The sequence below is a fragment of the Pseudomonas sp. PA-6-3C genome (genome assembly GCF_021605825.1).
GTDB lineage: Bacteria > Pseudomonadota > Gammaproteobacteria > Pseudomonadales > Pseudomonadaceae > Aquipseudomonas > Aquipseudomonas edaphica.
In genome coordinates this window covers 22812-36138 of the sequence record NZ_WKDV01000056.1, presented here as the reverse complement: position 1 = coordinate 36138, position 13327 = coordinate 22812, and the positions used below count along the sequence as shown (strand labels likewise).

Below are 13327 nucleotides of genomic sequence, written 5' to 3'. Positions count from 1 at the left end.
ACTTGCCCGCGATGACGGAGTGTAAGTTGATGGTTTATCTAACTGACACACCGCTATCGCGGGCAAGTCGAGTCGTCGCACCGCCGCTCCCACATTTGGTTTTGTGTAATGTCAGCCAGCTTGTGATAAGAAGCGCGCTCGCCGCTGCGGTCATGATCACCAAGGGCAGTGAAGTGCCATCCGACAACAACCCCGTCACCCAGCTGCTCACCGCCGTCAGGATCATCTGGATAAAAAAGAACAACCCCGACGCCGTCCCCGCAATCGCGCCATAGGGCTGCAGCACCGACAGCTGGCAGGCCGGAATCACCATCCCCACCGACACCATGATCACCACCATCGGCAGCACAATCGCCAGCCATTCTCCCGGCAGCGCGAGGGTCGCCATCGCCAGCAAAAAGCTGCCCAGCACATTCAGGCCGATACCAGCGTTGATCAAGCGGTCGGGCTCGAAGCGCAATACCAAACGGCGAAACAGGTTCGCCCCGAGCATGTAGCCGCTGATCGTCGCGGCGAATACCAGCGCGTATTCCGTAGCCGTCAGTTGGTAGCCGCGCTGCAACAGCGAAGACGACTCGCTGATAAACGGAAAATACGTGCTGTACACACAGCCGATGGCCAAGGCGTACCGCAGGAAATAGCGGTCGCGCAGCAGTTGGCCATACACGCGCAGCAGGTTGCTCGGCGGCGCAGCGGCAACTTCGGTCGGGCGGGTTTCCGGCAGGCGGCGGTAAACCACCAGGCACAGCACGGCGCCGATCACGGCCAGCAGCACAAACAAGCCACGCCAGTTGATCAAGGGCAGCATCAGGCTGCCAAGCACTGGCGCGGCCATCGGCGAGATGGCCATGGCCATGGAGATCAGGCCGAGCAGACGCGCTTGTTCGTGGCGGTCGAAGTAATCGCGCACGATCACTCGACCGATCACCGTGGTACAGCAACCGCCTAGGGCCTGGAACAGCCGGGCGATCACCAGCACGCCGAGGTTGTCGGCCTGGGCGCAGGTCACCGTCGCCACCACGTACAGCAGCAGCCCGGCCAGCAAGACCGGGCGCCGGCCGAAGCGGTCGGTCAACGGGCCGCTGACCAGCAGGGAAATCGCCGAGCCCAGGGTGTACAGCGTGAGGGTCAGTTGCAGTTGGCTGTCGCTGCTGTGGAAGTAGTCGGCCATGGCGGGCAAGGCTGGCAGGTGCAGGTCGAGGGTGAGACGGGGCAGGGCGATCAGCACGGTCAGCAGGACCAGCCAGAACCCGGTGGAGAGGGCGCGTTGAGTCATGGGAAGCTTCTTTGCTAACGAGTAGAGCCTGAACTCTAACGACTTTGTGGTTTAATTCTTTGAGCCGCTTATGGCTTAAAACACTGGACCACTTATGCGCCGAGGAAAAACCGCCGCCATCTTGGACTTGCCGCGCCCGGATACGCTGGACGCCAGCAAGCAGCAGGGCGCCTATGACGCGTTGCGCGCCGCCATCCTCAATCGCCAGTTGCCGGTGGGCAGCCGCTTGCCCTCGACCCGCAGCCTGGCCGAGCGTTGGTTGGTGTCGCGTGGCACCCTGGAGGCGGCGTTCGAGCGCCTGCACAGCGAGGGGTATGTCGAGCGCGTGGCGGGCTCCGGCACGCGGGTGAGTGCAGTGATCCCCGAGGAGTTTATCGCGGCCCCGGCGCCGAGCAGCAAACCGCGCCGCCTGGCCGTGCCTGATCAGCCCGACGCCGGCGTGCAAAGCCACGTGCCTTTTGTGGCCCGGCGCCCGGATGCCAGTCTGTTCGACTTGAAAACCTGGGCACGCTGTATTTCCCGTGGCTTGCTGTCGGCGGGGCCGGGTGCGCTGGAGGCCGCGCACCCGGCCGGGTTACCGGCGTTGCGCGAGCAAATCGCCGACTACCTGCGCAGTTACCGCGGCATGCACTGTGAGGCGGATGAGGTGATTGTCACCACGGGCATTCGTCACGCCCTCGACCTGATCGCGCGCACGCTGCTCAAACCCGGCGACACGGCATGCGTCGAAGACCCAGGCTATAAGCCTGCGCGGCGCCTGTTCAGCCTGGCTGGCGCGCAGGTTCAATCGATCCCGGTCACGGCCGAAGGCCTCGACACCGACCAACTCCCAGCCACGGCGCGGTTGGCTTACGTGTCGCCTGCCCACCAGGCGCCATTGGGCATGACCTTGTCGGTCTCGCGCCGCCTGGCATTGCTGGACTGGGCCGCACGCGCTGACGCCTGGGTGGTCGAAGACGATTACGACAGCGAATACAACTACAACAGCGCGCCGCTGGCCGCGCTCAAATCCCTCGATTCCGGCGACCGGGTAATCTATTGCGGCAGCTTCAACAAGAACCTGTTTCCCGGCTTGCGTGTGGGTTTCATGGTGGTGCCCAGGGCGCTGCGGCCCGCGTTATTGCACACTTCACAATGGACCGGGCATTCGGTGGGCGCCACGGATCAATTGGGCTTGGTCGAATTCCTGGGCAGTGGGGCGTTTGTGCGGCATTTGCGCGCTTCACGCCAGGCTTATCAGGCGCGCCGCGATGCATTGCTCGCCTGCCTGCCGGACGGCTGCACGGTCAGCGGCCAGCAGGCCGGGTTGCATTTTGTGCTGTGGTTGCCGGCAGGCGTCTGCGAGGCGGATTTTTGTAGCCGCGCTGCCGCCGTCGGCCTGACTTTTCAGCCTTTGGGCAAGTTCTGTGACGAGGCCAGCCTGCCGCCTGCGGTGATCATCGGCTACACCGCGCTGACCCTGGCGCAGATTCGCTTTCACGGCCGGGCTCTCAACAAATTGTTAATGGCGGTTTAATTGGCGCTTGGCAGTACTCGGTGTATCAGGCATACCGAGTTGATGCTATCGCAGGCAAGCCAGCTCCCACAGGAGACCTGCGTTGCCGGCACGTCAGTCGTCAAACCCGACCTGCTCATGAATCTCATCCACCTTCAATTCCAACCGATACGCCACGGCAATAAACAACGCCTGGCACAGGCACAACGTGGCGCTCAAGGAGCGGAAGGCAAACGACGAACCCTCATTCACCAACAACACCGCGTTCGCCCGCTTGGCCAGGGGCGACAGGTTGCTGTCGGTGATGATCAAGGTCTTGGCCTGATGATGCTGGGCGATGCGCAGGCAATGCTGGGTCTCTTTGCCGTAGGGCGTAAAGCTGATCGCAATCACCAGGTCGTTGGCCCGCACGCTGCGCATCTGTTCGCGATAACTGCCGCCCAGGCCCGAGATCAGGTGGATGCGCTTGTTGGTGTGCTGCAGGTTGTAGACCAGGTAATCGGCCACGGCAAACGAGCGGCGCACGCCGACCACGTAGATATTGTCGGCGTTGACCACCAGGTCCACCGCCTTCTCAAACGCCACATCATCCAGTTCCAGCCCCAGGCGCTCGATGCCGGAGAGGGTGGCATTCACGCACTCACGCGCCAGGTCGCCGCCGCTGGCCTTCTGCGACTTGTTGGCGATCATGCTGCGGATGCGCTGCTGGTAGTTTTGCACCGGCGTGGTTTTGTGGGTGTAGGCCTCGCGAAACAGCGCCTGCATCTCGCTGAACCCACTGAAACCGAAGCGCTGGGAAAACCGCACGATGGCCGAAGGGTGTACTTCGCATTCGCGGGCGATGTCGCTGATGCGGTCGACCATGATGCGGTCGCTCTGCTGGCTCATGTAGCTGGCAATGCGTTTGAGCTGGCGCGGCAGGCTTTCGTATTCGTCCGTGATCAGCTGCAACAGGCGTTCGGCATTGATCGGAGGGCTGGCGATCGTATCTTCCAGGGTGGTCTCGGGATCGGTGCGGGACATGGGCAATCCTTCTGGCGTGTTCGTCTGATGCGCTGATGGGTGACGCAAGTCTACAGGGTAGGCGCAAAAAAATACCTCGGCATCACGGCGCCCGTGGGCTGCTGAAACGATGCACGGCGGCTGGCATGCCATTATGCTGGCTTATTGGAAAAAATATTCCACAAAAAATAATTATGGAATAAATATTGATTGCCGCCGCCGGACGTTCTAGTCTGCTTGCACCAAGAGCGTGTGCCGTCACCACGGCGGCACCACGCAGGCTGATAAAAATAACAGGAGCCAGCATGGGCCAGACTCGTTTTGCCAGTGGGCGTCAATTGGATCTGATTTGCCTCGGGCGCCTGGGCGTCGACCTCTATGCACAGCAAGTCGGTGCGCGGCTTGAGGACGTGTCCAGCTTTGCCAAGTACCTCGGCGGTTCCTCCGCCAACATCGCCTTCGGCACGGCGCGGTTGGGCCTCAAGTCGGCGATGTTGAGCCGGGTGGGCGATGACCATATGGGCCGTTTCCTGCTCGAATCCCTGGCCCGTGAAGGCTGTGATGTGAGCGGTATCAAGGTCGACCCGGAGCGCCTCACGGCCCTGGTATTGCTGGGGCTTAAAGATCGCGAAACCTTCCCGCTGGTGTTCTACCGCGAAAACTGCGCCGACATGGCACTGCGCGCCGAAGACATCAGCGAAGCCTTTATCGCCTCCAGCAAAGCCTTGCTGATCACCGGCACACATTTCTCCACCGATGGCGTGTACAAGGCCAGCATCCAGGCGCTGGATTACGCCGCCAAGCACAACGTCAAGCGTGTGCTGGATATCGACTATCGCCCGGTGCTGTGGGGCCTGGCGGGCAAGGCGGATGGCGAAACGCGGTTTGTCGCCGACCAGAACGTCAGCCAGCATGTGCAGAGCATCCTGCCGCGTTTCGACCTGATCGTCGGCACGGAAGAAGAGTTCTTGATCGCCGGTGGCAGTGAAGACCTGCTGACCGCGCTGCGCACCGTGCGTGAACTAACCCCGGCGACCCTGGTGGTCAAGCTCGGCCCGCAAGGTTGCACGGTGATTCACGGCGCCGTCCCGGCGCGCCTGGAAGACGGCGCGATTTACCCCGGCGTGCGGGTTGAAGTGCTCAATGTACTGGGTGCTGGTGACGCCTTCATGTCCGGCTTCCTCAGCGGCTGGCTCAATGACGCCAGCGATGAGCGTTGCAGCCAGTTGGCCAACGCCTGCGGCGGCCTGGTCGTGTCCCGCCACGCTTGCGCGCCGGCCATGCCCACGCCCGCCGAACTGGATTACCTGTTCAACAGCCCGGTGCCCATCACCCGGCCGGACCAGGACGTAACCCTGCAACGCCTGCACCGCGTCACGGTGCCGCGCAAAACCTGGAAGCAGCTGTTTGTGTTTGCCTTCGACCATCGCTGGCAACTGGTGGACCTGGCGCAAAAAGGCGGCCAGGACCTGAGCCGTATCAGTGACATCAAGCAGCTGTTTATCCAGGCCATCGAACGTGTGGAAACCAAGCTGGCGCAGCAGGGCATCGACGCCGATGTGGGCCTGCTGGCCGACCAGCGCTTCGGCCAGGATGCGCTGAATGCCGCCAGCGGCCGTGGCTGGTGGATCGCGCGCCCGGTGGAGGTGCAGAACTCGCGGCCATTGGCGTTTGAACACGGCCGCTCGGTGGGCAGTAACCTGATTGCCTGGCCCCAGGAGCAAATCATCAAGTGCCTGGTGCAGTTCCACCCGGACGACGAGCCGATGCTGCGCCTGGAGCAGGAGGCGCAACTCAAGGCGGTGTACGAGGCGTCCCTGGTCAGCGGCCATGAACTGCTGCTGGAAGTCGTGCCGCCCAAGGATCACCCGTCGACCTATCCCGATGTGCTCTATCGCAGCCTCAAGCGCCTGTACAACCTGGGCATATATCCGGCGTGGTGGAAGATCGAGGCGCAGTCGGCTGAAGACTGGAAAAAGCTCGACGAACTGATCCACGAGCGTGACCCGTACTGCCGTGGCGTGGTGCTGCTGGGCCTGAATGCTTCGGCGCAGTTTCTGGCCGATGGCTTTCAGCAAGCCAGCCAAAGCACCACCTGCCGTGGGTTCGCGGTGGGCCGCACAATCTTCCAGGAGCCAAGCCGTGCGTGGATGGCGGGGGAGATTGATGATGAAGGGTTGATTGAGCAAGTGCAGGCCACGTTCGAGCAGCTGATTAACGCCTGGCGCAGCTCCAGAAATTAAACACAGTGAAATGTGGGAGCTGCTTGTGTGGGAGCCGGGCTTGCCCGCGATGGTATCGCCTCGGTCTAGCAATGAAACCGAGGTGATGCTATCGCAGGCAAGCCAGCTCCCACACAAGCCAGCTCCCACATAAAGCAGATCACAGTGCTATCTGAAAAAAAATAAAAGGTGCAGCCATGCCCGCAATCCGAATTGGCATCAACCCGATCTCCTGGAGCAACGACGACCTGCCGGCCCTCGGCGGTGAAACGCCGCTGAGCACCGCGCTCAGCGAAGGCAAGGAGATCGGCTACGAAGGTTTCGAACTCAACGGCAAGTTCCCCAAGGACGCCAAAGGCGTTGGTGATGTGCTGCGTCCTTATGACCTGGCGCTGGTCTCCGGCTGGTACTCCAGCCGCCTGGCGCGCCGTTCGGTGGCCGAAGAAATCGAAGCCATCGCCGGCCATGTCGAGCTGCTCAAACTCAATGGCGCTGACGTGCTGGTATACGGCGAAGTCGCTGACTCGATCCAGGGCTCGAAGGTGCGCCTGATCGAACGCCCGCGTTTTCACAGCGAGCACGCCTGGCAGGAATACGCCGACAAGCTCACTGAGCTGGCGCGTTTCACCCTGTCCCAAGGCGTGCGCCTGGCGTATCACCACCATATGGGCGCCTACGTCGAATCCCCTGAAGACATTGACCAGCTGATGAAACGAACAGGCCCGGAAGTCGGCCTGCTGTTCGATTCGGGCCATTGCTACATGGGTGGCGGCGAACCCCTCGAGGTCCTGCGCAAACACATCGACCGCGTCTGCCACGTGCATTTCAAGGACGTGCGCAAGCCGGTGGTGCAACTGGCGCGCAACCAGATGTGGAGCTTCCCTGACTGCATCGTCAACGGCACGTTCACCGTGCCCGGCGATGGCGACATCGATTTTGCCGAGTTGCTCGATGTGCTGCTGGCTGCCCACTACAAGGGCTGGCTGGTGGTCGAAGCCGAGCAGGATCCGGCCGTGGCGCCTAGCTATATCTATGCCAAAAAAGGCTACGACACCTTGCGTGCGCTGCTCAACGAGAGGACTAAGTGATGAGCTTGTTGGTCAAAAGCAGCAAACGCGGGCAAACCATGGTGGCCCTCGAAGACGGGCGCCTGGAGTACGTGGGTTTTGCCGCGTATCGCTTGAGCCTGGGCGAAACCCTGCCGGTCAGCGCCGGCGATAAAGAGCTGTGCCTGGTGCTGCTCAGCGGGCGCGTCAATATAGAAGGCGAAGGCTTCAATTGGCAGAACCTTGGCGACCGCCAGTCGGTGTTCGAAGACAAATCCCCCTTCGCCGCGTACCTGCCGCCCGGCACCGATGCGCAGATTACCGCCTTGAGCGACGTGCAGATTGCCGTCTGTGCCGCGCCCGGCGCGCCTGGCTTTGAACCGCGCCTGATTCGCCCCGAGCAGTGCAAGCGCAGCGTGCGCGGCAAAGGCGCCAACACCCGCTACGTGTGCGACATCCTGCCTGACAGCGAGCCGGCCCATTCGCTGCTGGTGGTGGAAGTACGCACGCCGTCCGGGCACTCGTCGAGCTACCCGCCGCACAAGCACGACACCGACGACCTGCCGCACCAGAGCTTTCTGGAAGAAACCTATTACCACCAGATCAACCCGCCGCAAGGCTTTGTGTTCCAGCGCGTGTACACCGACGATCGCAGCATCGACCAGGCCATGGCCGTGGAGAACAGCGACCTGGTGGTGGTGCCCAAGGGGTATCACCCGGTCAGCGTGCCGTATGGCTACGAATCGTATTACCTCAACGTGATGGCCGGGCCAAAACGCGCCTGGCATTTCCATAACGACCCGCAGCACAGCTGGCTGCTGGACCTTTAAACGGTTTTGGACGGAGAACAACAACAATGAAGTCGCCGCTACGTTTTGCCCTTAACCGCATGGTCGCCCCCAACCTGTCCCTGCCGGACTTTATCCAGCTGGCCGCGGCCCTCAAGTGCGATGCCATCGAGATTCGCAACGACCTTAAAGGCCACGAAATCGAATACGGCACCCCGGCCAGCCGCGTGCGAGAGTTGTGCGCAGTGCAGGGCATCACGGTGCTGTCGATCAATGCGCTGTACCCGTTTGATGTGTGGAATGACGAGCGTCGCACCCAGGCCATCAAGCTCGCCACCTACGCCCGTGAGTGCGGCGCGCAGGGTCTGGTGATGTGCCCGCTCAATGAGCGCGGCGACACCCGCAACGAGGCCCAGCGTGCCGCCGGTTTGCGCACGGCGCTGAGCGAGCTGGCGCCGATCCTGCGCGAGTACGGCATCCTCGGGTTTATCGAGCCGCTGGGCTTTGAAGAATGTGCCCTGCGCCGCAAACGCGTTGCTGTGGATGCAATCCAATCCATCGGCGGCCTGGATGTGTTCCGCCTGGTGCATGACACCTTCCACCACCACCTGGCGAGCGAGCAGGAGTTCTTCCCGCAACTGACCGGCCTGGTGCATATCTCCGGGGTAGAAGACGCCGAAGCGCCGCTCAATTCGATTCGTGACGGCCACCGCGTGCTGGTGGGCGAGGGCGATATCCTCGGCAACGCCGCGCAGATCGACACCTTGCTCAGCAGCGGGTACGGCGGTTACCTGTCGTTTGAGCCGTTTGCCGAAAGCGTGCATGGGTTGGCGGATATCCAGCAGGCCATCGGGGCCAGTATCGCCCACCTGCAAAACCCCCGAACCTGACGCCGGTTAACCTGTGGGAGCTGGCTTGTCGAATCGTCGCACCGCTGCGATGGCGGTCTATCAGTGAAAGGTACATTGCCTGACACATTGCTATCGCAGGCAAGCCAGCTCCCACATTGAAGCAGTGTTAATCAACCCAATTGCATTCACACAAGGTGCAAGTGATGACCACAACAAGACTGACCATGGCCCAGGCCCTGGTGAAGTTCCTGGATAACCAATACATCGAAGTCGACGGCGTGCAGAGCAAGTTTGTCGCCGGTGTGTTCACGATTTTCGGCCACGGCAATGTGCTCGGCCTGGGCCAGGCGCTGGAGCAGGACAGCGGTGACCTGGTGGTGCATCAGGGTCGTAACGAGCAGGGCATGGCCCACGCCGCCATCGGTTTCGCCAAGCAGCACCTGCGCCGCAAGATCTATGCGTGCACCGCCTCGGTAGGCCCCGGCGCGGCGAATATGCTCACCGCTGCGGCGACCGCCACGGCCAACCGAATCCCGCTGCTGCTGTTGCCCGGTGATGTGTACGCCAGCCGCCAGCCGGACCCGGTGTTGCAACAGATCGAGCAATTCCACGACCTGAGCATCAGCACCAACGATGCCTTCCGCTCGGTGAGCAAATACTGGGACCGTATCAACCGCCCTGAGCAACTGATGACGGCGGCGATCCATGCCATGCGCGTGCTCACAGACCCTGCGGAAACCGGCGCCGTGACCCTGGCGCTGCCGCAGGATGTGCAGGCCGAAGCCTGGGACTACCCGGATTATTTCCTGCAAAAACGCGTGCACCGTATTGAGCGGCGTCCGGCCACTGCGGCAATGATCGGCGATGCGCTGGCAGCCTTCCGGGGCAAGCGCAAGCCGCTGATCATCTGTGGCGGCGGTGTGAAGTATTCCGGCGCGAATGCGGCCCTGCAAGCGTTTGCCGAGCGTTTTGAGATTCCCTTCGCCGAAACCCAGGCGGGCAAGAGTGCAGTGGTGTCCAGCCACTCATTGAACGTCGGTGGCATCGGCGAAACCGGCTGTCTGGCGGCGAACCTGTTGGCGCCCGAGGCGGACCTGATCATCGGCATCGGCACGCGTTATACCGATTTCACCACCTCGTCCAAGTCGCTGTTCAAGCATGCCGAGGTGAAGTTTCTTAACCTCAATATCAGCCCGTGCGACGCGTTGAAGCTTGACGGCGTGCAAGTGCTGGCCGATGCGCAAGTGGCCCTTGAGGCGTTGGCTGACGCCTTGGGCGACTACCGCGCCGGCTGGGGCGAGCAGGTCCGCGATGCCAAGGCGCAGTTGGACGCGGAAGTGGATCGTGTGCACCAGGTGCAATACCACGGCGACGATTTTGTGCCGGAGGTGGATGACCACCTGGACCGCGCCGTATTGCGCGAATTTATCGAGCTGACCGGGTCGTGCCTGACTCAGAGCCGTGTACTCGGCGTGTTGAACGACACCCTGGCGGACGATGCGATCATCGTTGCCGCCGCCGGCAGCCTGCCCGGCGACTTGCAACGCGCCTGGCGCAGCAAGGGCGTCAACACCTACCACGTCGAATACGGCTATTCATGCATGGGCTACGAGATCAACGCCGCCCTCGGTGTGAAGCTGGCCGAGCCGAGCAAGGAAGTGTATGCGCTGGTCGGCGATGGCTCTTACATGATGCTGCACTCGGAGCTGGCCACCTCGATCCAGGAGCGGCGCAAGATCAACGTGGTGTTGCTCGACAACATGGCCTTCGGCTGCATCAACAACCTGCAAATCGGCAACGGCATGGACAGCTTCGGCACCGAGTTCCGCTTTCGTAACCCCGAAAGCGGCAAGCTCGACGGCGGCCTGGTGCCGGTGGATTTCGCCATGAGCGCGGCGGCCTATGGCTGCAAGACCTACAAGGTCAGCAGCGTGGAACAGCTTCAGGCGGCGCTGGCCGATGCGCGCACGCAAACGGTGTCCACGCTGATTGATATCAAGGTACTGCCCAAAACCATGGTCCACGGCTACCTGTCGTGGTGGCGGGTGGGCGTGGCGCAGGTGTCCACCAGTGAACGCACGAATGCCGCCGCGAAAAAACTCAACGAACAGCTGGCCAAGGCCCGGCAGTACTAATAACAAGAGGAGTTGTGTATGTCGTTAAAGCTTGGAGTGATTGGCACCGGCGCTATCGGCCGTGACCATATCCGTCGTTGCAGCCAGACCTTGCTCAATAGCCAGGTGGTGGCGGTAACCGACATCAACCTTGAGCAAGCCGCGAAGGTCGTCGCTGATCTGAAGCTTGCCGCCGAGGTCTACGCCGATGGCCATGCGCTGATCAACTCGCCACAGGTTGAAGCCATTCTCGTCACGTCCTGGGGGCCGAGCCACGAAGAGTTCGTGCTGGCCGCCATCGCCGCCGGCAAGCCGGTGTTCTGCGAAAAACCGTTGGCGGTGACGGCGCAAGGCTGCCGCAAGATCGTCGACGCCGAACTGGCCTACGGCAAGCGCCTGGTGCAAGTGGGCTTTATGCGCCCGTATGACGAAGGTTATCGCGCCCTCAAGGCCGTGATCGACAGCGGCCAGATCGGCGAGCCGCTGATGCTGCATTGCGCGCACCGCAACCCGACGGTGGGCGAGAACTACAAGACGGATATGGCGATCACTGACACCTTGATCCACGAGCTGGATGTGCTGCGTTGGTTGCTCAACGATGACTATGTGTCGGTGCAGGTGGTGTTCCCGCGCAAGTCGAGCAAAGCCCTGGCCCACCTGCGCGACCCGCAGATCGTGCTGTTGGAAACCGCCAAGGGCACGCGCATCGACGTGGAAGTGTTCGTGAACTGCCAGTACGGCTACGACATCCAGTGTGAAGTGGTGGGGGAGACCGGTATTGCCAAACTGCCGGAGCCTTCGCAGGTGCAAATGCGCAGTGGCGCGAAGCTGTCGAATGCCATTTTGATGGACTGGAAGGACCGCTTTATCGGGGCTTACGACGTGGAATTGCAGGCGTTTATCGACAGTGTGCGTGCGGGCCAAGTCGGCGGGCCTTCGGCCTGGGACGGTTTTGCAGCGGCGGTGGCGGCGGATGCATGCATCGAGGCGCAGAACAGTGAGCAGATCGTGAAGGTGAGCTTGCCGGAGCGTCCGCACTTTTACGGCTAATCACAATCTGCCAGGTGGAATGCAGTCAGTGTGGGAGCTGGCTTGTCGAATCGTCGCACCGCTGCGATAGCGGTCTATCAGTGACAGCTTCATCAACTGACACGACGCTATCGCAGGCAAGCCAGCTCCCACACTTGATTGGGTTTGCAATTCAACAAGGAAACAACTTATGCGAATCGGACTAGTCGGCTACGGCCACGGAGGGCGCTTCTTTCATGCGCCGCTGATTGCAACCTTGCCCGGTGCGACTTTTGTTGGTGTGGTGACCCGTTCAGCGGAGCGCCGCCAGCAATTGAGTACTGACCTTCCGGGCGTAAAGGCTTTTGACAGCATCGGCCAGATCGTCGAGGCCGGTGTCGACGCGCTGGTGATCTCCACCACCCTCAAAGGCCGCCCGGCGCTGGTGTTGGAAGCCATCGAGCACGGCGTGGCGGTGGTCAGCGACAAACCCTTCGCCAGCAACGCCGAACAGGCCCAGGCGCTGATCACCGCCGCCGAGCGCCAGGGCTCGCTGCTCAGCGTCTACCAGAACCGGCGCTGGGATTCGGATTACCTGACCCTGCGCAAACTGATCGACGCCGGTGCCTTGGGTGAGATCACACGCTTTGAATCCCGCGTCGAACGCTACAGCCCGCAAGCGGTGGGCAATGCCAGTGGCGGCGGCTGGCTGCGTGACCTGGGCAGTCATCTAGTGGACCAGGCGCTGCAATTGTTCGGCCCGGTGGACCGGGTGTTTGCGCAATTGCAGTTCACGCCGCAACACCCCACCCTTGATCACGGTTTTTTCGTCTCCCTGACCCACACCAATGGCGTGATTTCGCACCTGTGGGGCAGCGCCCTGCAAAACAGCCAGGCACCGCGTTTTCGGGTCAGTGGCACCCTGGGTTGTTACACCGTCGATGGGCTGGACGGCCAGGAAGACGCGCTGATGGCCGGCAAGTCGCCAAAAACCGAAGGCGAGCACTGGGGTGCCGAGGAGCATCGACGCTGGGGTTGGTTCGAGCAAGGCGAGGATCGCGAGCGGGTGCCGTCCGAGAAAGGCTGCTGGACGCAGTTCTATCGCCAGTTGCAACTGGCCGTGCAAGGGCAGGGGCCATTGCCGGTAAGCGCCTATGACGCGCTGGAAACCACCCGTATATTGGACGCCGCACGCCTCAGCGCCGAGCGCCAGCAGGTGGTTTCGACAAAAATAGAATAAAATTCTAAAACAGGTTGATATGGAAATTATTTTCTAATACAGTCTTTTCCAGGTTGCATAAAGTACGTTCGAACTCGATTCGCGCGGCTCAACAAAAACAAGATCAAAAACAACCAGGTACCGTCAGATGAAAATCTTCAACGCTGTACTGCGAGTTTTACGCCCTGCCTCAGCGCCACGCGGTCTACCCCGCGCCCGGCCGTTTTACTTCTCCTTCCTTAATGTGCTGTGTGTCGAAAACCACGGCGCGCTGGTCTGCTGCATCCCGGGGGCACCGGTGGTTCG

11 protein-coding genes are annotated in these 13327 nt (G+C 61.7%); 8 read left to right on the top strand and 3 right to left on the bottom strand.

What is annotated here, in order from left to right; genetic code table 11:
• Nucleotides 1-34: 34 nt before the first annotated feature.
• Nucleotides 35-1276: a multidrug effflux MFS transporter gene (locus tag GIW48_RS26910; RefSeq protein ID WP_236461555.1), complete on the bottom strand. Its 1242-nt coding sequence runs from the start codon at nt 1274-1276 to the stop codon at nt 35-37.
• A 94-nt stretch (nt 1277-1370) separates the two neighbouring features.
• On the opposite strand from GIW48_RS26910, the gene pdxR reads away from it, so the two are divergent.
• The gene (pdxR, locus tag GIW48_RS26905; protein WP_236461558.1) at nt 1371-2792 is read left to right on the top strand and encodes a MocR-like pyridoxine biosynthesis transcription factor PdxR; all 1422 of its coding nucleotides are present in this window, start codon (nt 1371-1373) and stop codon (nt 2790-2792) included.
• 93 nt (nt 2793-2885) lie between these two features.
• On the opposite strand, the gene GIW48_RS26900 is transcribed toward pdxR, so the two are convergent.
• Nucleotides 2886-3794: a MurR/RpiR family transcriptional regulator gene (locus GIW48_RS26900; protein ID WP_017136418.1), complete on the bottom strand. Its 909-nt coding sequence runs from the start codon at nt 3792-3794 to the stop codon at nt 2886-2888.
• Between the two features lie 82 nt (nt 3795-3876).
• The gene (locus GIW48_RS26895; RefSeq protein WP_147473097.1) at nt 3877-4080 is read right to left on the bottom strand and encodes a hypothetical protein; all 204 of its coding nucleotides are present in this window, start codon (nt 4078-4080) and stop codon (nt 3877-3879) included.
• Here GIW48_RS26895 and GIW48_RS26890 point away from each other — a divergent pair.
• The 7 genes from GIW48_RS26890 to GIW48_RS26860 all read left to right on the top strand — a co-directional run bounded on the left by GIW48_RS26890 (nt 4079) and on the right by GIW48_RS26860 (nt 13042).
• Nucleotides 4079-6016, top strand: coding sequence for a bifunctional 5-dehydro-2-deoxygluconokinase/5-dehydro-2-deoxyphosphogluconate aldolase (locus GIW48_RS26890; RefSeq protein ID WP_236461561.1), 1938 nt, complete (start codon nt 4079-4081; stop codon nt 6014-6016). The two genes, GIW48_RS26895 and GIW48_RS26890, sit on opposite strands and share 2 nt — an antisense overlap.
• A 176-nt stretch (nt 6017-6192) precedes the next feature.
• Nucleotides 6193-7083, top strand: coding sequence for a myo-inosose-2 dehydratase (gene iolE / locus GIW48_RS26885; protein ID WP_099550128.1), 891 nt, complete (start codon nt 6193-6195; stop codon nt 7081-7083).
• The gene (gene iolB / locus GIW48_RS26880) at nt 7083-7871 is read left to right on the top strand and encodes a 5-deoxy-glucuronate isomerase (RefSeq protein WP_099550127.1); all 789 of its coding nucleotides are present in this window, start codon (nt 7083-7085) and stop codon (nt 7869-7871) included. Before iolE ends, iolB begins: the two co-directional genes overlap by 1 nt.
• A 26-nt stretch (nt 7872-7897) precedes the next feature.
• Nucleotides 7898-8719, top strand: coding sequence for a TIM barrel protein (locus tag GIW48_RS26875; RefSeq protein ID WP_138450970.1), 822 nt, complete (start codon nt 7898-7900; stop codon nt 8717-8719).
• Nucleotides 8720-8883: 164 nt separating this feature from the next.
• On the top strand, nt 8884-10815 hold the full coding sequence (gene iolD, locus GIW48_RS26870; RefSeq protein WP_236461566.1) for a 3D-(3,5/4)-trihydroxycyclohexane-1,2-dione acylhydrolase (decyclizing): 1932 nt from the start codon (nt 8884-8886) through the stop codon (nt 10813-10815).
• Between the two features lie 18 nt (nt 10816-10833).
• A complete protein-coding gene (locus GIW48_RS26865; RefSeq protein WP_056859439.1) occupies nt 10834-11844 on the top strand; it encodes a Gfo/Idh/MocA family protein in 1011 nt (336 codons plus the stop codon).
• 169 nt (nt 11845-12013) lie between these two features.
• A complete protein-coding gene (locus tag GIW48_RS26860; RefSeq protein WP_236461568.1) occupies nt 12014-13042 on the top strand; it encodes a Gfo/Idh/MocA family protein in 1029 nt (342 codons plus the stop codon).
• Nucleotides 13043-13327: the final 285 nt, after the last annotated feature.